Annotated in this window: 15 protein-coding genes; 7 read left to right on the top strand and 8 right to left on the bottom strand. The window is 61.4% G+C overall.

The genetic code is table 11. The features are described 5' to 3' along the window. The first annotated feature begins 68 nt into the window (after window positions 1-68). Window positions 69-266, top strand: a complete 198-nt coding sequence (locus TU79_RS26495) for a PA3496 family putative envelope integrity protein (protein WP_082638316.1) — start codon at window positions 69-71, stop codon at window positions 264-266. Here the strand turns inward: TU79_RS26495 and TU79_RS00915 are convergent. Further along, a complete protein-coding gene (locus TU79_RS00915; protein ID WP_057006292.1) occupies window positions 196-1,170 on the bottom strand; it encodes a LysR family transcriptional regulator in 975 nt (324 codons plus the stop codon). The genes TU79_RS26495 and TU79_RS00915 overlap by 71 nt on opposite strands. Window positions 1,171-1,364: 194 nt before the next feature. Between TU79_RS00915 and TU79_RS00920 the strand changes: the two genes are divergently transcribed. Both TU79_RS00920 and oadA read left to right on the top strand, forming a co-directional pair. Then, complete coding sequence (locus TU79_RS00920) at window positions 1,365-2,780, top strand: acetyl-CoA carboxylase biotin carboxylase subunit (protein ID WP_057006293.1); 1,416 nt, start codon at window positions 1,365-1,367, stop codon at window positions 2,778-2,780. An 11-nt stretch (window positions 2,781-2,791) separates the two neighbouring features. Beyond that, complete coding sequence (gene oadA, locus TU79_RS00925) at window positions 2,792-4,600, top strand: sodium-extruding oxaloacetate decarboxylase subunit alpha (RefSeq protein WP_057006294.1); 1,809 nt, start codon at window positions 2,792-2,794, stop codon at window positions 4,598-4,600. Between the two features lie 83 nt (window positions 4,601-4,683). Here oadA and TU79_RS00930 read toward each other — a convergent pair whose 3' ends face one another. Further along, window positions 4,684-5,940, bottom strand: coding sequence for an autotransporter outer membrane beta-barrel domain-containing protein (locus tag TU79_RS00930; RefSeq protein ID WP_082638318.1), 1,257 nt, complete (start codon window positions 5,938-5,940; stop codon window positions 4,684-4,686). A 311-nt stretch (window positions 5,941-6,251) separates the two neighbouring features. Here TU79_RS00930 and TU79_RS00935 point away from each other — a divergent pair, with 311 nt between their 5' ends. Further along, window positions 6,252-7,586 carry a type II toxin-antitoxin system HipA family toxin gene (locus TU79_RS00935; protein ID WP_057006709.1) on the top strand — a complete coding sequence of 445 codons (1,335 nt, stop codon included), beginning with the start codon at window positions 6,252-6,254 and terminating at the stop codon, window positions 7,584-7,586. After that, the gene (locus TU79_RS00940; protein ID WP_057006296.1) at window positions 7,583-7,858 is read left to right on the top strand and encodes a helix-turn-helix domain-containing protein; all 276 of its coding nucleotides are present in this window, start codon (window positions 7,583-7,585) and stop codon (window positions 7,856-7,858) included. Before TU79_RS00935 ends, TU79_RS00940 begins: the two co-directional genes overlap by 4 nt. Window positions 7,859-7,864: 6 nt before the next feature. Here TU79_RS00940 and TU79_RS00945 read toward each other — a convergent pair whose 3' ends face one another. Together TU79_RS00945 and TU79_RS00950 are read right to left on the bottom strand one after the other, a co-directional pair. After that, window positions 7,865-8,635 carry an amino acid ABC transporter permease gene (locus TU79_RS00945; protein ID WP_057006297.1) on the bottom strand — a complete coding sequence of 257 codons (771 nt, stop codon included), beginning with the start codon at window positions 8,633-8,635 and terminating at the stop codon, window positions 7,865-7,867. Then, the gene (locus tag TU79_RS00950; RefSeq protein WP_057006298.1) at window positions 8,632-9,453 is read right to left on the bottom strand and encodes an ABC transporter substrate-binding protein; all 822 of its coding nucleotides are present in this window, start codon (window positions 9,451-9,453) and stop codon (window positions 8,632-8,634) included. Before TU79_RS00950 ends, TU79_RS00945 begins: the two co-directional genes overlap by 4 nt. A 114-nt stretch (window positions 9,454-9,567) precedes the next feature. On the opposite strand from TU79_RS00950, the gene TU79_RS00955 reads away from it, so the two are divergent. Next, window positions 9,568-10,470 (top strand): homocysteine S-methyltransferase family protein, encoded by a 903-nt coding sequence (locus TU79_RS00955; protein WP_057006299.1) that lies wholly within the window; start codon window positions 9,568-9,570, stop codon window positions 10,468-10,470. Between the two features lie 158 nt (window positions 10,471-10,628). Here the strand turns inward: TU79_RS00955 and TU79_RS00960 are convergent, their stop codons facing one another. The 3 genes from TU79_RS00960 to TU79_RS00970 are packed head-to-tail and all read right to left on the bottom strand — an operon-like array spanning window position 10,629 to window position 12,392. Beyond that, window positions 10,629-11,300, bottom strand: a complete 672-nt coding sequence (locus tag TU79_RS00960) for a GNAT family N-acetyltransferase (RefSeq protein WP_057006300.1) — start codon at window positions 11,298-11,300, stop codon at window positions 10,629-10,631. A gap of 10 nt (window positions 11,301-11,310) precedes the next feature. Further along, complete coding sequence (locus TU79_RS00965) at window positions 11,311-11,757, bottom strand: GNAT family N-acetyltransferase (RefSeq protein ID WP_057006301.1); 447 nt, start codon at window positions 11,755-11,757, stop codon at window positions 11,311-11,313. After that, window positions 11,754-12,392: an FMN-binding negative transcriptional regulator gene (locus TU79_RS00970; RefSeq protein WP_057006302.1), complete on the bottom strand. Its 639-nt coding sequence runs from the start codon at window positions 12,390-12,392 to the stop codon at window positions 11,754-11,756. The genes TU79_RS00965 and TU79_RS00970 overlap by 4 nt, the downstream gene beginning before the upstream one ends. A gap of 90 nt (window positions 12,393-12,482) precedes the next feature. Between TU79_RS00970 and pdxR the strand changes: the two genes are divergently transcribed. Next, window positions 12,483-14,078: a MocR-like pyridoxine biosynthesis transcription factor PdxR gene (pdxR, locus tag TU79_RS00975; RefSeq protein WP_057006303.1), complete on the top strand. Its 1,596-nt coding sequence runs from the start codon at window positions 12,483-12,485 to the stop codon at window positions 14,076-14,078. Between the two features lie 15 nt (window positions 14,079-14,093). On the opposite strand, the gene TU79_RS00980 is transcribed toward pdxR, so the two are convergent. Beyond that, a complete protein-coding gene (locus TU79_RS00980) occupies window positions 14,094-18,683 on the bottom strand; it encodes a dermonecrotic toxin domain-containing protein (RefSeq protein WP_057006304.1) in 4,590 nt (1,529 codons plus the stop codon). Window positions 18,684-18,703: the final 20 nt, after the last annotated feature.

The raw sequence follows: 18,703 nt of genomic DNA on the forward strand, positions 1-18,703 counted from the left end.
AGGCTGTCATCGCCGCGTCATCCCCCAGGACCATCCTGAGCTCCCGTACTCGCATTGGGAGACTCGAAATGGCCCGGCACTACGAAGAAAGCAGCAGCTCCGTCAAAACCCGTCGTCAGCAGGAAGACCAGCGTCGCATGGCGTTCCGTCGCGCAATCGAAGACCGTTGTGACCAGCGTCAACTGCTGCAAAGCATCAGTGATTATCCGGAACTGCATTGGCAGGCACCCGCGGCCGCCCAGCGAAACGCTCAGCCAGCACGCTGATCTGCAACCGCTCGCCGCGGATAAAGCCCAGGAAGGCATGGGCCACCGGTGACAGGCGTTTGGCCTTGGCCTGCACCAGGCACCAGCTGCGGTACAGCGGCAGTTCTTCCACCGGCAGCTCCTTGAGCCCGCCGGTGGCCAGTTCCATGTTGACCGCATGGCGCGTCAGCAGCGCCACGCCGAGCCCGGCGCACACGCATTCGCGTTGCGCCTCGGCCGAAGCCACTTCCACCGTCTGGGTGAAGTGCACGCGTTTTTCCTTGAAATACTCCTCACAGGCCATCCGCGTGCCGGAGCCCGGTTCGCGCAGCAGCAGCGTGTAAGGTTCCAGGTCCTGCAGGCGCAGCGGGCCCTTGAGGCTCAACGGATGGTCCGGTGGCGCCACCGCCACAATCGGGTTGTTGAGGAAGGGCAGGAATTCCAGGCCCATGTCCTGGGGCACCATGGACATGATCACCAAATCGTCGCGGTTGTCCGACAGCCTGCGAATCACCTGTGCGCGGTTTACCACCGTGAGGTGCAGTTGCACGTCAGGATGCTGGCGTTTGAAAGCTGCGAACAGGTGCGGCACGAAGTACTTGGCGCTGGACTCCACCGCCAGTTTCAACTGGCCTTGCAGCGACCCCTGCATGTCCGACAATTGCATATCGAGGTTTTCCAGGCGCCCGAATATATCGCGGCTGGCCCGCTGCAGGGCTTCGGCGGCCTCGGTCATGTAGAGCTTTTTGCCGACATAATCGAATAACGGCTGACCGATCAGCTCTTCAAGCTGGCGGATTTGCAGGCTCACGGCCGGTTGCGTGAGGGACATTTCCTCGGCCGCCCGGCTGTAGGACCGCAGATCACACACCTCATTGAAGATTTGCAGCTGACGCAATGTCAGTCGCATCAATGACTTACGCATTATCGAATATCTCCTGCCAGCCCGAGTACATCGACTATAAGTCTTTACTTATACACAACCCAATAATTATTGATTTTTGTTAATCCCTCCAGCGGCTTAGTGTGTGTCTCGCGACTGTCATGAAACATTTGGTCACGCGCCGACCCCGCTTCATCGGGTCGAAGACGCAGCAATCGGCTCAAGGGAATTTCCAAGTGATAAAAAAGATCCTGATCGCCAACCGTGGGGAAATTGCCGTCCGCATCGTGCGTGCCTGTGCCGAGATGGGTATTCGCTCGGTCGCGGTGTTTTCCGATGCCGACCGCCATGCGCTGCACGTTAAACGTGCCGACGAAGCCCACAGCATCGGTGCCGACCCTCTGGCCGGTTATCTCAACCCGCGCAAGCTGGTGAACCTGGCTGTGGAAACTGGCTGCGACGCGCTGCACCCCGGCTACGGCTTCCTGTCGGAAAATGCCGAACTGGCGGACATCTGCGCCGAACGTGGTATCAAGTTCATCGGCCCCTCGGCTGAAGTGATCCGCCGCATGGGCGACAAGACCGAAGCGCGCCGCAGCATGATCAAGGCCGGCGTGCCAGTTACCCCCGGCACCGAAGGCAACGTCGCCGACATCGCCGAGGCCCTCACCGAAGGCGACCGCATCGGTTACCCGGTGATGCTCAAGGCCACGTCCGGCGGCGGCGGGCGCGGCATTCGTCGGTGCAACAGCCGTGAAGAACTCGAACAAGCCTTCCCCCGCGTGATCTCCGAGGCCACCAAGGCTTTCGGATCGGCGGAGGTGTTCCTGGAAAAATGCATCGTCAATCCCAAGCACATCGAGGCGCAGATCCTCGGTGACAGCTTTGGCAATGTGGTGCACCTGTTCGAGCGCGATTGCTCGATCCAGCGCCGCAACCAGAAGCTGATCGAAATTGCCCCCAGCCCCCAGCTCACCCCTGAACAGCGCGCCTACATCGGCGACCTGTCGGTACGTGCCGCCAAGGCCGTGGGCTACGAGAACGCCGGCACCGTGGAATTTTTGCTCGCCGAAGGCGAAGTGTATTTCATGGAGATGAACACCCGGGTGCAGGTGGAACACACCATCACCGAAGAAATCACCGGCATCGATATCGTGCGCGAGCAGATCCGCATCGCCTCCGGCCTGGCGCTGTCGGTGAAGCAGGAGGACATCCAGCACCGTGGTTTCGCGTTGCAGTTCCGTATCAACGCCGAAGACCCGAAGAACAACTTCCTGCCCAGCTTCGGCAAGATCACCCGCTACTACGCGCCCGGCGGCCCAGGCGTGCGCACCGATACGGCGATTTACACCGGCTACACCATCCCGCCGTTCTACGACTCCATGTGCCTGAAGCTGGTGGTGTGGGCGCTCACCTGGGAAGAAGCCATGGACCGAGGCCTGCGTGCCTTGGACGACATGCGCCTGCAGGGCGTGAAGACCACAGCCGCCTATTACCAGGAAATCCTGCGCAACCCGGAATTCCGCAGCGGCCAGTTCAACACCAGTTTCGTGGAAAGCCATCCTGAGCTGACCAACTACTCGATCAAGCGCAAACCCGAAGAGCTGGCCCTGGCCATCGCCGCCGCCATCGCCGCCCACGCAGGCCTGTGAGGAATACAACAATGTCCAAGAAAATCTTTGTAACCGACACCATCCTGCGCGACGCCCACCAATCGTTGCTGGCCACGCGCATGCGCACCGAAGACATGCTGCCGATCTGCGACAAGCTCGATAAAGTCGGCTACTGGTCCCTGGAGGTCTGGGGCGGCGCGACCTTCGACGCCTGCGTGCGCTTTTTGAAGGAAGACCCGTGGGAGCGCCTGCGCCAACTGCGTGCCGCGTTGCCCAATACGCGCTTGCAGATGCTGTTGCGCGGGCAAAACCTGTTGGGCTATCGCCACTACAGCGATGACGTGGTCAAAGCCTTCGTCGCCAAGGCGGCCGCGAATGGGATCGACGTGTTCCGTATCTTCGACGCGATGAACGACGTGCGTAACCTGCGCGTGGCCATCGAAGCGGTGAAAGCCGCCGGCAAACACGCCCAGGGCACCATCGCCTACACCACCAGTCCGGTGCACACCGTCGAAGCGTTCGTGGCCCAGGCCAGGCAGCTGGAAGCCATGGGGTGCGACTCGATTGCGATCAAGGACATGGCCGGTCTGCTGACCCCCTACGCCACCGGCGAACTGGTCAAGGCGCTGAAAGCCGAGCAGACCCTGCCGATTTTCATCCACTCCCACGACACCGCCGGCCTGGCTGCGATGTGTCAGCTCAAGGCCATTGAAAACGGTGCCGACCACATTGACACCGCGATCTCCAGCTTCGCCTGGGGCACCAGCCATCCGGGCACCGAGTCGATGGTCGCCGCGCTTAAAGGCAGCGAATTCGACACCGGCCTGAGCCTGGAGCTGCTGCAGGAAATCGGCCTGTATTTCTATGCGGTGCGCAAGAAATACCACCAGTTCGAAAGCGAATTCACCGCCGTCGATACCCGCGTGCAGGTCAACCAGGTGCCGGGCGGGATGATTTCCAACCTGGCCAACCAGTTGAAAGAGCAAGGCGCCCTCAACCGCATGAGCGAAGTGCTGGCCGAAATCCCGCGCGTGCGTGAAGACCTCGGCTTCCCGCCGCTGGTCACGCCGACCTCGCAGATCGTCGGCACCCAGGCGTTCTTCAACGTGCTGGCCGGCGAGCGCTACAAGACCATCACCAACGAAGTGAAGCTTTACCTGCAAGGCGGCTACGGCAAGGCGCCGGGCGCCGTGAATGAGAAGCTGCGTCGCCAGGCCATCGGCAGCGAAGACGTGATCGACGTGCGTCCGGCCGATTTGCTCAAGCCGGAAATGACCAAACTGCGCGGTGAAATCGGAGCGTTGGCCAAGTCCGAAGAGGACGTGCTGACCTACGCCATGTTCCCGGATATCGGACGCAAGTTCCTCGAAGAGCGCGACGCCGGCACCCTGGCGCCGGAAGTGCTGCTGCCGATCCCTGAGGCTGGCGGCGTGGCCCGTGCAGGCGGGGAAGGCGTGCCGACCGAGTTTGTGATCGACGTGCACGGCGAAAGCTACCGCGTGGACATTACCGGTGTGGGCGTGAAGGCCGAGGGCAAGCGGCATTTCTACCTGTCCATCGACGGCATGCCCGAAGAAGTGGTGTTCGAACCGCTCAATGACTTTGTCAGCAGCGGCGGCAGCAAGCGCAAGCACGCCACCGAGCCAGGGCACGTCAGCACGGCAATGCCGGGCAATATCGTCGACGTGCTGGTCAAGGAAGGCGACGTCGTCAAGGCCGGCCAGGCGGTGCTGATTACCGAAGCGATGAAGATGGAAACCGAAGTCCAGGCATCGATTGCCGGCAAGGTGAGCGCTGTTCATGTGGCCAAGGGCGATCGGGTCAATCCGGGCGAAATTCTGATTGAAATCGAAGGCTGACACACAGCCTTCGACGCGACCGTTTAATCCTCGGGGGGGCAGGTGCTCCCCTTTTTTTGCTTGTAATTTGGCGGCTGCGGCGCTTAAAAACTCATCGTCCACTGCCCCATCAGGCCCTGGTTGCGGCTATTGCTACCGGCCTGGCCGCTGTAGCTCAGGCCGACGGTGTGTTGCGCTGACAGCGCCAGGTCCAGGCCGGCTTGCAGGTCCAGGCTGTCGCGGTCGAGCGAGGTGCCGATGATGGTGAAGTCGTCAATCAGCCCAGGGGTGTGGCGATAGGACTGGCGCACTTGGCTGTCGACCGCGCCGTAGAGGTGTTTCCAGCGTGTGCTGAGGTAAGGAGTGACACTGACCTGGTGATCGAAGCGATACTCCGTCGCCAGACGCAGGCCAACGGTACTGTTCAGGTTTTGCTGGGTTTGCGAGCCGACGTTCAGCGCTGCCAGACCGCCGCGCTCCTTGAAGCTGTCACGGTGATAGCGCTGATAGCCCAGCCCGATGAACGGCTCGGCGCTGAAACCCGCGCTGCCCAATTGGTAGCCCAGCTCAGAGAAGAGGGTTTGACTCTGGGCGTCGTAGCTCCCCTTGAGTTGTTCCGCATGGTCGAGCAGTTGAATGCGGCGTTTGTTGGTGCCGGTATGGCGGCTGTAGATGCCTCCCAGGCGCAGCGCCAAGGGCCCGTCCCGCCGGACTGCGTAGCCACCCACGTGCCAACTGTCGAGGTCGGCGTCGAAGCGTTGGGTATCGAAGCGGCTGCTGGTCTTTGCGCCCATCACACCCACGTGCCAGGCCTGGCCCAGGGCCCAGTCGGCGCCCAGCATCAAGCCTTGGGTGTCGGTGTTCAGACCGGCGCTGCCGCCTTGTCTGGCCAGGCGACCTTCGTTGCGCACGCCTTTGGTCCAGAAGTGGCCCTCATCGGTGTCGGGCAGTGTGTGCAGGGTCGAAAGCAACTGACTGCCGAGCTGCTGCGTGGTGTTTTGAGTCGCGGCGGCGAGGTTGGCGTTCTGGCTGCCCGCCAGTTGTTCAAGGGCGGCACCCATTCCTCCGGGTTCCCCGGTGAGGGCGTCAGCGATTTCGTCCAGTGCCTTCTCATCTTCGGACGTCAGTTCGGCCTCCATCAAGTCGGCCAGCGCGGGATCCAGCACGGCGGCGACCTGCAAGCCATTGTACGACGTGGCCTTCTGGATCAAGTAACCGTCCAGCCGCGGCGTGTCGACTGCGGGCACTTCATACCACTCGGCATCCTCTGTGTCGTCGGGTTGCGAGTGGTGGTGCAAGTAGTCGAACTCACCTCGCGCATAGGCGGGTGAAAGGCTGACCGTGCTGATCGCAAGGGCCATGACCAGGGCAAATCTGTGGGGTGCAAGAAGCATGTAATCCCAACCTCTGATAAATGAGGCCGGGAATTTAGCGAGATGGACGGGTGATAAATGTCAGGCTGGCGACTGCTGTTTTGCGGGAGTTGTCTCTACTCGGCGGCGATTAAAAACACTTCAAGCTCTGAATGCTCATTTGCATTAAATTGCGTTTTTTTACGAGCTTGTGTGGAAAAATGCATTTTAATGCGTAAATATGGCCTCCATCTACCCTATAAATGCACTATATTGCAGTGACGCTGTGTAATTTGCCAAGCAGGTGCACCAAATTGCAGATGGAAACCACCTACCTTTTAATGTTGCAGATTTTCACCGACGGTCATTGGCATGACGCTATGGTCCTCGAGTTCTCTGAGCCTCAAAAGGGGCTGGAGGGGGCCTGCAGGTTTCACTACCGACAGGATTATCTCGTCGACAACATTGAGGCAATCCAACAACCTTTTTCCAGGTCCGTCAGCGCACGGTTTCCACTGACCTGGGATGTTGCGGGGCTTTCATCAGCGCCCGCCTTTTTGCACGATATCGTCCCATCCGGCGCGGCCAGACGTTCCTTGATGAAACGCATAGGCCACGAAAAACCGCAGGACTTGAATGCCGATCTGTTTCTACTGTGGCGCAGCACACCGGCACCCATCGGCAACATGCGTATCAAGGAATCGGTGCAAGCGTTGGACGGCGAAATGCCAGTTGGTTTTCCCCGGCATGAGGTGGTCGCTCGCGATAACAGCTTTTTAGAATATGCCTATGAGCAGGGTGCAGCGATCGGCGGTGCTACCGGAGCAGGCGGCGAGGCGCCGAAACTGTTGATGACCCAAGGCAGGGACGGCTTGCTGTATCCAGATGCTGTGCTGAATGACGATGACGTGACTCAACACTGGTTCATCAAGTTCGCTCGCAACCAGGCTACACAGCATGACCAGGTCATCCTTAGAAGCGAATATCACTACTACAAAGCGCTTCAGGCACTTGGCATAAACACCGTCGCTGCCGATGGCCTGGCACTGGAAGAGGCCACCAAACCCAGCCTGTGGATGCATCGTTTTGACCGCAGAGTCGGCAAAAACGGCGTGGAACGCCTGGCTGTCGAATCGATTTACTCCCTGGCGGGCGTGACCACGCCAGGCAGCTATATGGATCACCTGGAAGTCATCAATCTGCTGGTTGAGCAATGGCGCGCTGTGGGCCAGCACTCTCAGATAGCTGAGCTGGTTGCCGAGTATCTACGTCGGGACTTGCTCAATAAAGTGCTGGGTAACTCGGATAACCACGGGCGAAATACCTCAATTATCCGTGAACGCGACGCCCTTCGCCTGGCACCCATTTATGACCTGGCGCCCATGGTGATGGATGCCGAGGGCGTCACCCGAACGACCAAGTGGCCCAAACCCCTGGAAGTGGCGGGCGACATCAATTGGCGGGGTGTCTGCGATGCGCTGGGCGACATTCTCGATCCCGAACTGGCGTTTGAACGACTGCGCCAGGACGCCGAACAGTTGCGTGCGTTGCCGGACATGCTCGCGGCTGGAGGACTGCCTGCCGTGACCTTGAATCACCCCAGTATCCCACTGGGCAAACTGGACCTGCGGCTCAAGCAGTGGGGGCTCAGATGACGACCAGCATGGATGCCCGTGCCTTGTTGCTGCAAAGCATTGAACAAGGCCTTGCCGACGGTTCACTGCAGATAGGCGAAGCCGTACGCCGCCTGCGCACTGAGGTCACCGGGCTGCATCAGAACCAGTTTGCCAAAATGTGCAAAATCTCGGTGCGCACCCTGGTGCATATCGAGCATGGCGAGGGCAATCAGACCCTCAAATCGCTGAACGCGGTGTTTCGCCCCTTCGGTATGAAGATGGGCGTAGTCAGGATACGCCGCAACCACTGAAGCGCTTCAACCGCGCCGCACATACCCCTTGCCGAAGTGCCGCTCCATGCGCGCCTGGATCAACTCCAGTGCCAGGGACATCACCCAGTAGATGATCGCCGCAGTGGTGAGCATCTCGATGTAGCGGTAGCTGGAGCGGCCGTAGGACTGCGCGAGGAACATGACTTCCCACACCCCCATCACCGAGATCAGCGACGAGTCCTTGAGCATCGAGATGAACTGATTGGTCGCTGGCGGGATGATGGTGCGCATGGCCTGGGGCAGGGTGACGTGCCAGAAGATCGCACTGTCGCGCATGCCCAGGGCCAGGGCGGCCTCGCGTTGCCCATGGGGCACGCCGAGGATGCCGGCGCGGAAAATCTCGCTCAGGTAGGCGCCATAGTTCAGCGACAGCGCAATGATCCCGGCAACGATGGCGCCCGGCACCAGGCCCAGTTGCGGCAGGCCCAGGTAGATCAGCAAAATCTGGATCAGCAGCGGCGTGCCGCGAAAGAACGACGCGTAGAAACTGGCGATGCCAAACGCCACCGCGCTTTTCGACAGGCGCCCCAGGGCCGTGACAAACCCCAGCACCGACGATGCCAGCATCGAGCACAGGCACAGGAAAAGCGTGAGCGCGGCGCCTTGCAGGAACCCGTTGGGCGCCAGGTGCAGGCCGACCAGGTTGGGCAGCTTGTCGAGGATGATCGAAAACTTCAGGTCGAAGCTCAGGAAAAAACTCGCAAACAGGATGAACAGCGCTGCCCAGGTCAGGTAAAGCCGTGTGCGAAAACTCATTGGCTGATGTCGGCGCCGATCCATTTTTGCGACAGCTTGCTCAAGGTGCCGTCCTGTTTGAGCTGGGCGAAGACCTCACGCACCTTGCTGTCCCACTGCGGGTCGCCTTTCTCGATGGCCACCGAGTTGGGCTCCGAATACAACGGCGCGCCGGCCAGCTTGAAGCGCTTGTCCTGGCTCAGGCGTGGCTGGGCGGTGACCAGATTGGTGAGGATCGCATCCAGGCGCACGCCGGCACCCAGGCCCAGGTCCTGGAAGGCCACGTTGTCGGTGTCATACGGAGCAATCTGCACGTCTTCGAACGGGTATTGCAGCTGCGTGTCTTCGGCGCCTTCGATCACCAGGTTTTTGTTCAGGTAGCTTTCATAGCTGGAGGCACTGGTGAGGCCGACTTTCTTGCCGCTCAGGTCTTTGGCCTCGTGGATGCGGTCATCCTTGGCATTGACCACGATCACGGCAGGCGAGGCGTAGTACTCCACCGGGAAGTCGAACACCTCGGCGCGCGCCTTGCTCGGGGTCATGGAGCAGATGCAAATGTCATAGCGACCGCTCCAGCGGCCGGCGGCGATCACGTCCCACGAGGGGGTTTCCAGGCGCAGTTTCACCCCCAGTTTCTGCGCCACGGCCTTGGCCACATCCACGTCGAAACCGTCGAGCTGATTCTGGTCATTGAGAAATGAGAACGGCGGGTAGCTTTCCATCAGCACGCCGACCAGTTCCTTCTTTTGCTCGATGCGGTCCAGGGTGGCGCCACCAAAGGCTTGGGTGGAGGCAGCCAGCAGTGTCAGGCCCAGGGCCAGCAGCGGTTTGATTTTCAAAATTGAACACCTGAATAAAAAAGAGGTTGTTATTAATCGGATGGTACGCATTAAATAGTTATAAGAACGACTCTCATAGTGAGTTATTTTCATAAGCATATGAGTAAAAAGCATATGGGCGCAGCACGCACAGTAATTCTCGACGGCGGCATGGGCCGTGAACTGCAACGCCGGGGCGCGCCGTTTCGCCAGCCGGAGTGGTCGGCACTGGCCTTGAGCGAGGCGCCGCAAGCGGTAGAGGCGGTGCACGCGGCGTATATCGACAGCGGCGCCAACGTGATTACCAGCAACAGCTACGCCGTGGTGCCGTTTCATATCGGTGAAGCGCGGTTTGCCGAGGAAGGCCAGGCGCTGGCCGCATTGGCCGGTGAGTTGGCGCGGCATGCGGTGGACGCTTCGGGCAAGGCCGTGCGCGTGGCGGGCTCGTTGCCGCCGCTGTTCGGGTCTTACCGCCCGGATCTGTTCCAGGCCGAGCGTGTGAACGAACTGCTGAGCCCATTGGTGCAGGGTCTGGCGCCCCATGTGGATCTCTGGCTGGCGGAAACCCAGAGCTCAATCGTCGAGGCGCGGGCGATTCATGCCGGCCTGCCGCAGGACGGCAAGCCGTTCTGGCTGTCGTTTACCTTGAAGGATGAAGGCACCGACGACGTCCCGCGCCTGCGCTCGGGCGAGCCGGTGACGGAGGCGGCCGAAGCGGCGGCGCAGTTGGGCGTGCAGGTGCTGCTGTTCAACTGCAGCCAACCCGAAGTGATCGGCGCAGCGATTGATGCCGCCCGGCACACCTTCGAGCGCCTGGGGGCGGCGATCCAGATCGGCGCCTACGCCAATGCTTTCCCGCCGCAACCCAAGGAAGCCACGGCCAATGACGGTCTGGACCCGCTGCGCGACGACCTCGACCCACCGGGTTACCTGCACTGGGCCGCCGACTGGCAGGCACGGGGCGCGAGCCACCTGGGCGGCTGCTGCGGGATCGGGCCGGAGCATATTGCGGTGTTGGCCGAGCAACTGAATCGCTGATTCACCACAGGCTGAAAATCCAGGAGGCTGCGTGGCGAGCGGGCTTTTTGTGGCACGCCCGCTCGCCACAGGAGTGTGGCTGCCTGAAACGCCAGGTTAAAATCGACAAAGTTATTTTGTGTCTAACAAGAGGGAGCAAGCCCCCTCCCATGTTGTGTTCAGGCCCGGCACTCGGCCAGGGTTTTCAGTTGGCCGGTGCCTGCCTGGTTGGCCTCTGACAACCACGCTTCAAATCCTGCACCCACCTTCGGCCACTCCGAGTCGATGATCGAATACCACGCTGTATCGCGGTTGTGGCCCTTGATCACTGAGTGCTGGCGGAACACCCCCTCAAAACTGAATCCCAACCGTTCGGCTGCGTAGCGGGAGCGGTCGTTGGCGTTGTTGCATTTCCATTCCAGCCGGCGATAGCCCAGGTCGAACGCGTGCCTGGCGAGCAGGTACACCGCCTCGGTGCTTTTGGGCGAGCGTTGCATCGGTGCGCCAAAGGTGACGTGGCCGATTTCGATGCGCCCGTGTTCGGGCACGATGGACATCAGGCTGAGGATGCCTTGGGCGCGGCCGCTCGCGCGGTCGATCACACTGAAAAAATACGGGTCGCTGTGCGTGGCATGATTGTCCAGCCAGGCATTGAAGGCACCGCGCTCGGGGAACGGGCCGTAGGGCAAGTAATCCCACAGCCTGGGGTCGGCGCCGGGGCCTTGCAGCGCGTCGAAGAGGTCGTCGCCATGCTGCGCCGGGTCGAGTTTTTCCAGGTGGATGAAACGCCCTTCGAGCCGTTGCACGGCAGGCGCGGGTGCGCCTTTCCAGTCGGGGAGGGGAGTGGACATGCGGCGCTCCTTAAAGGGCTTGGCGAAATTGGATAAGGCCTGGGCGTTCGGCGATGCGTTCGTACAGTTGGATCGCAGTGGCATTGGTCTCATGGGTCAACCAGTGCACCTTGGCGCAGCCGTCGGTCCTGGCCGTGGCATACACGAATTCGATCAGCTTGCGGCCTACGCCGGTGCCGCGCCGGGACGGGGCCACCAGCAGGTCCTGCAGGTAGCAAGCGTTTTCGATGCTCCAGTTGGAACGATGGTAGATGAAGTTGACCATGCCCACCGCCTCGTTGTCCTGCCAGGCCAACGCTGAATGGGTAGGTTCGCCGGGGTCGATCATGCGTTGCCAGGTGCTGTGGCTGACGGCCGGCGGCAACTCGGTCTTGTAGAACGCCAGATACGCCTGCCACAACGGCAGCCAGGCGGCGTGGTCGGCGGCAGTGACGAGGCGGATATCGACTGGGCTCATTCTGACACTCCTTGGGGAATAAGGTGGGCTATGGCCTGGTCACGCACATCGTCGCTGGCCGCCAGTCCATCGCGGACCCCGGCGATGTCGGCCGGGCTGCGGTTCTGGCTGAGTTTGCGTTTACCGATCAGGCGTTCGATGGGCAGCGCGAAGCCGACGATGGCCTTGAGCATGCCGTCAATATAGTCGGCCGGCGCGTCGCTGACTTGCCATGGCTGCTCGCGCCGGGCCTCGTGGCGAGCAGTGAGGGCCGTGACCACATTCAGCAGGCGCGCTGCGTCGCTGAACACCTCGGCGGTGCCGTAAGCATGCACCGCCAGGTAATTCCAGGTCGGCACCACTTTGCCGTGCTCGGCCTTGGCCGGATAGAACGATGGGCTGACATAGGCTTCCTCACCCGCAAAAATCACCAGAGCCTCGGCGCCTTTGTGCAACTCGAGCCACTGTGGATTGGCCCTGGCCAAATGCCCGTAGAGCGTGCCATTGGCGCTCTCGTCAGGCTTGAGCAGCAGCGGCAGGTGGCTGGCCAGCAGCCCTTGCTCACCGAATGTCACCAACTGGGCCAGTCGGGTTTGGCGGATCCATTGCTGGAGCTCGTGCAGATCATCGACGGCAAAGGCGCGAGGTGTGTACATGGAAATTTTCCTTGGCGAATGCGCCCATCCTAGGCAGGCTAATGGTCCGTTGTAAGAGCCATCTCTGGCCCATTTGACAGGTCCAATACCATGCCCACCATCGAGCCACCTCTATCGTTCAACCCCATCGGTATTGAACTGGACCGTGGCCAGGGCCTGACGCGCCAGTTGTATCAGGCGCTGCGCCAGCGGGTGTTGGACGGGCGTCTGGTCAGCGGCACACGGCTGCCGGCGAGCCGCGACCTGGCGGCGGTGTTCGGGATTTCCCGCAACAGTGTGGTGCGCGCTTACGATCAACTGTATGCCGAAGGCTTCATTGAGGCGCGGGTGGGCGACGGCACCTATGTGGCCCGATTACCGCGTGCAGTTACGTCGGCAAAAAATTTATCCACAAAACTGTCCACAGGCTTGTCAACAGGCTTACCCACAAGCTTATCCACAAATCGTGCGAGTGTTCCGCTTGCCGCGTGCACACAAGTTATCCACAGCAGTGCGTTGCAGCGCGTGCAAAATCACCCTCTGGCACACCCGCCCAGCGGGCCGCCGCGTGCGTTTCGTGTGGGTGTGCCGGCATTCGATCTGTTTCCTTTTGAGGTGTGGGCCAAGCTGAATGCGGCTTTCTGGCGCAAACCGGACCTGCAACAACTTTGCTATGGCGACCCGGCCGGGGACCTGCGTCTACGCGGCCTGATTGCCGCTTACCTGCGCAGTGCCCGTGGTCTGCAATGCGCAGCTGAGCAAATAGTGATCACCAATGGCGCGCAGCAGGCCATCAGCCTTTGTGCACAGCTGCTGGTGGAGCCGGGTGCCTCGGTTGCCATCGAAAATCCGGGGTACCAGGCCGCCGCCCGTGCGTTTGCCGTGGCCGGTGGCCAGTTGCACGGCGTGGCGGTGGACAGCGAAGGCATCGACTGTGGTGCGCTCAATGCCCTTGAGCATTGCCGCCTGGTCTATGTCACCCCGGCCCATCAATACCCGCTGGGGGTGGTGATGAGCCTGGCGCGACGCCTGGCTTTGCTGGCCTGGGCCGAGCGCACCGGCGGTTGGGTGATCGAGGACGATTACGACGGCGAATACCGCTACAGCGGCGCCCCTCTGGCGCCGTTGGCGGCGTTGGACCGCAGCGGGCGCGTGCTCTATGTCGGCACTTTCGGCAAGGTGGCGTTCCCGGCATTGCGTCTGGGCTACCTGGTGCTGCCGCCGGGACTGGTGGAACCGTTCTCCAGGCGCCGCGCCGTCGACATGCGCCACTCGGAGGTCAGCACCCAGGCGGTGATGGCCGAGTTCATGGCGGCGGGGCATTTTCAGCGGCACATCCGACGCATGCGCCGCGCCGCTCTCAGTCGACTTGATGCGCTGCTCTGCGGCTGGCCGGGCCCATTGCCTGGCGTGAGCTGCCTGCCCGCGGTCACCGCCGGCCTGCACCTCAGCGTTAGGGTGGACGGTCTCGCCCGCGAGCAGCAATTGCTGGCGCAGGCCGAGGCCGTGGGGGTTGAGATCACCGGCTTGAGCAAATACTGGCTACCCGATTCCAGCACGCCGCCCGACCAACGTGCCGGGCTGGTGCTCGGATTTGCTGCAGTGCCCCCGACGCAGATCGCACAGGCCCTGGGGCGCCTGCGTCAGGCATGGGGTTGCAGCGGCCCCGGTAGCAGCGGGCTTGCTCGCGAAGATCGTCAACGATAACGCGGGCATCCTGATTCAACGCCGGGTCTTGGCGTTTTTCGCGAGCACGCTCGCGCCTACAGGAGGGGGTGGGTTAAAAAACAGTGATCGGGCCAGTTGCGGGCTTATTTCGCTGCGGTATACCGCAATACTGTCGCGTTCGTCGCCGCGGCCGGGCGTTTGATACTTGCCGCCCAGACGCCGCTGCGCCTTGGTTTTAAGATGCGCGGCGGTGTAAGTCTCCTCGGGGCTGATCAGGTCCTTGTAGTGAAAGTGCGCATACCACAGCGCATTGGCATTTTGCGCGTCGAGGATTTCGTATTCCTTCAAATAGCCTTTGTGACGCCCGGCGAGCTTGCTGCGTGCACCCGGCAACGGGTTGATGGTGATTTCTTTTTCGCGGTACAGCAATTCGACATGAGCGGCTGTAGGGGGGCGTAGCTTGAGCATGTCCAGCTTGACCCGGCGACCCTCTGCGTAGAGGCGTTTGACAGCGCTGTCGAGGGTGCGATTGGTCAGCGCCGCCGAGGGCGAAGCGCTTTCGGTCTGGTTACTGGCAGTCAATGCCGAGTCGATATCGCGGCTGGCCTGCTCTAACTCGTCGGCCTTGCGGTGGAAACGCTCTTCGATCTCGACCGGCAGGCGTCGTGCTTCGCCGGCCAGTCCCTTGGTGCGCTCGATAAAATTATCTACATCGTCAAGCAACGCCTGAGCACCGGCGATACTGGCGGCTACATCACGCGCAGCCGCGCGCGCAGGCTGTGGCGACACGCGTCGACGTTCAACCCACACGCCGTCTTTCTCATGAAACAGGGCTATCACCTTGCCGGTCAGTGGTTGTTTGACCTCCACCAGCGTTGCCGGCTCGCCACTGTGCGACGGGCGTTCCTCACCGACCACCACACCCTTGAAGCGGGTCTTGATCACCCTTGTGCGAGGTTGCGGTGCAGCCTTGGATGGGCCGGCAGTCATCGACTCCAACGCTTTGCGTTCGCGCAACAGGCTGGTCAGCCGTCTGGTCGCCCGTTGGGAAAATTGCTCAGTGAGCTGTTGCAGGGTTTCAAGGGCCGGCCGATGCACATCCTGCGGGAAGTCGGCCGGCAAGTCGGCCATGCTTTGATCCAGTCCGGCAAACTGCTCCACCAGGCTGTCGAGCAGCGGAATCTGCTCCTCCAGCGTCGCCGGGTTGTTCGGCTGCAAGGCTTCGCACAGGCTCTGTACCGCCAGGTCTGCCCGGTCGACCATCTGGCTCAGCGTCGAATGAGCCTCGGCCGCCGCGCCCTCGTTCAAGCACAGAAAACGCGCCAGGGTGATGCGAAACGCCTTGAGGTCATCCACGGACAACCTGGGCAGGAGGGAAGCCTGTTGATCGGCAAACAGCACGCCGTCGGCACCCAATGCGCGTGCGTCCTTGAGGTGCGCATCAAGGTAGCTGATGCGATCTATCAGCGCCTGGGTGGACGCATCGATGCGGCGACAATCCTCACGGGCCGTGCGGGACACCGGTATGTTTTCAAGGTCAAGGTAGTCAGAGGCGCTCAGCAGATCTTCTTCGAGGTGGGTCATGTGTTCGGCGGTGGCGCTGCGTGCGAGGATGATCTGGTCGCCCAGGTAGCCGAGCATGGCCTGCTGATAAGTTGGCACTGTATCGAGGATATTCAGCGATTTGAGCTGAGAGATCGGCAGGTCCAATTCTTCAAGACGGGTGGTCACGTTCGTCAGGTAAGTGCTGCGAGCCTGCGCACGATCGGCCGGGGCTGCCTTTTCGATTGCCTCCTGCAGGTCCACCAACTGCTTGCGCCGCTGGTCCAGACGGGTATCGAAGGCATCCAGTTGCTCGCGCAGCTCACGGATTTTCGGCGGCCTCAGGCGTTGGCCTTTCTGCCGCCGACTGCGCAGCCCGCCGCCGCGCAGGCGCAGGCGCGTGTCAATAAACCACTGGCCAAGTCGGTTGTTGACCAAGGGCGGGCCCAGGCGATCCGGATTTTTGGGGTCGATGATCAGTACCGTATCGTTTTCGTCCAGTGTCACCTCAAACCAGCGGTGTGCCACTGGGGCGTACCACGTCGAGCCCTTCGGATAAAGATGCAGATGGGCGCCGGGCGCGGTGGTGGGTTCGCCCAGCCCTTCGGGTTTGGTCAGGCTGAAACTGTCCAGCGTCGCGGCCAGGCTAAGGCGGCTGCGCGTCAGCGCGCCACTGAAGTGCAGGCTCATTGCATGGGTGCTGGTCAAGTGGGCAATATCGAGGGTCGGTTTCTGGACAATCGACAGTTTGTCCGGCAGCGGCGCCTTGGGTACCGACGCCTTTTCCCGCGCAACCGCTGGCTTGTGCTGCTCACTGACGTGCAGCGCCAGCGCCATGCCCAGCGTCAGGAAAAAATCCACGGCCGCGCCGAGGCCCTTGGACGTCTCGCCACTTTCCTCGGCATCGATGCCTTGCTGCAAGTCATCCACAAGCTGCCAGACCCACGCCGCCGCGCCTGCCGTGCGACCCATGAAGGGCAATGCCGCGTTGAGCAGCACCCAGCCGGCGTGCTTGAAGCTCTCCCAGCGCGCCTCCGCATTCGAGACCGATTGCCGATCCGCCAATGTCACCAGTGCGCGGGCGTTGGCCTCGTAAAGCGCTGTGAACACATCGCCGTCCAGCGGCTGGGTGTCGAATTCGACAGGCCCGCTCATCACCCACGAACTCAGGGGGGCGCTGAGCAGCTCCGGCAGCACCCAGGGGGAGGGCACGCTGCCAGGGAAGACAAATTGTGTGTAGTCGTTGCGCACGTCGTCAGCCAGCCACGCGAGGACCGCCTGGCGCAGCGGAGTGTCCTGTTTGATCGCATAAAGCAGATTGGTCGGTGAGGGAAATTGCATCAAGGGTGCGTCTGCCAGCGGTCGATACAGCAGGCAGGGACCCTTTTTCGGATCCTGCGGCCCGATGATGAACATATTTTCAACCCGATCCGCAGCGTTGCCCAACCGTCGTGTGGGGCGCAATGCCAGGGGCCGGATGACCACCGCATAGCCGTCGACCCGGCGCTGCGCGGCGTCTTCAAGCATCACGGCGCACACATACCGATAGCCCAGCTCATCCAGGTCGAACGTCTGGCGAATCTTGTATTGCAGGGCCAGCAATGGCAGTTGCAGGCGCAATTGCTCGGTGTACAGGCGTCGACGGCGTTGGCTTTGCGCGGGGTCTTTGAGCAGTCGCGTGTTGACCTGCTCGGGGTAGTGCCGGCCGATATCGGCCTGGGTAATCAGTTGCTCCAGGTAGGCGACAGTCATCCAGGCCGGCGTTGCGCTGGCATTGCGGTAGCTCAGGGTTTTGTCGCCCAGGGGCAGCTCGGCAAGGTTCTGCAGGGCCAGTTCGACCAGATTGAAGGTTTCGGTTTGGGTCGCGCCGGGGACTGCGATGGTGCCCCAGACCACCTGGCTGGTGACGGTGATCTCTATCTCGTCCAGATTCAGGTGCGCAGCTTCGGGATGGTCCCTGAGCAACGGTGTACGCAGCGCCTGGCGCGCAAAATCGGTGATCGACGGCAGTTCATCGATGAAGGTCCTGCCCCCGTTCTGAACAGACAAGGTACCCAGGTCCATCATGTAGCGTGCGTAGGCGGTCTGATTGGTCTGCGAAGCCTTCAATAACCAGTCGGGTAATGCGCTGCGTATGTTATTGATCCTGGACGCGGTGATCACCTTTTCAGTCGCCTGCGCATTCAGGTTCTGCGTGGTCGGTGTGTGAGTGATGGAAAAGTCGATGTCACCCATGGCTTCGAGTTGCAGGCCGATCAAACTGCAGGCCTGGTACTCGAAAAAATTGCCATCCGGTTCCAGCAGCCGCCAGTGAAGTTCCGCGTCGGGGATGGCGTCCCGATAAGGCGTCAGCGTCTTGCCAAAGGCCTCCAGGCTGGCAAACTTTTTGTACCCTTCGTTGATCGAGTACGTGAGAAGGATGGTTTTCTGCTCGTCGCGCGCAATCAGCACCGCAGTGGACAGCAGGGCGGCATGTTGGACATTTGGGTGGCCCTGTCGGTCAACGTCCACAAGGTAGGTGCGAGTAGCGTATTTGTCATGGGGCAGGCGCTCTGCGTAATCGGGATAGTGATACACCAGTCGGGCCACCGCGCAGTCGTCAGCATCCCAGTCATCCACCTCCTGCACGTTCCAGACATCACGCAACGTCTTGGCCAGCAGGCGCCAGCGCGGACCATTGGTGCCTGCACTCTGGTTCCAGAAATCCACCTGTTGCTCCTGGAAAGCCACATGCAGCAGGGGCGCCAGCTCGTTGATCAGTCGCCCGATCGCATCAATTTTCACGGGCAGGTGCGCGTCGCTGCCCGAAAAGTTCACCAGGTAGTGCTCGTTATCCAGGTAAGTCACCGGCGCCTGGGCCATTGCGCTGCGTGTGAGGGCGCCGGTGAGGGTTTCTTCAAGGGCTTTTTCGGGGAGGAGCTCGCCCTCCAGGACAGACCATTTTGGAGTCCTGACGATGGCCAGATTCGGGTTGATATCCAGGTTCGGGTACAGCTCGTGCAGCGCTGCTTTCAAGGTGGATGAGGCCACTTCCCGCAGCGACGGGCCGGTTGTCAGTTGGGTCAGTAGCTCGCTGTTGTCGGTCAGGACGAGGTCATTCATAAGGCACTCCTTGGCCGTTG

Source organism: Pseudomonas trivialis (genome assembly GCF_001439805.1).
GTDB lineage: Bacteria > Pseudomonadota > Gammaproteobacteria > Pseudomonadales > Pseudomonadaceae > Aquipseudomonas > Aquipseudomonas trivialis.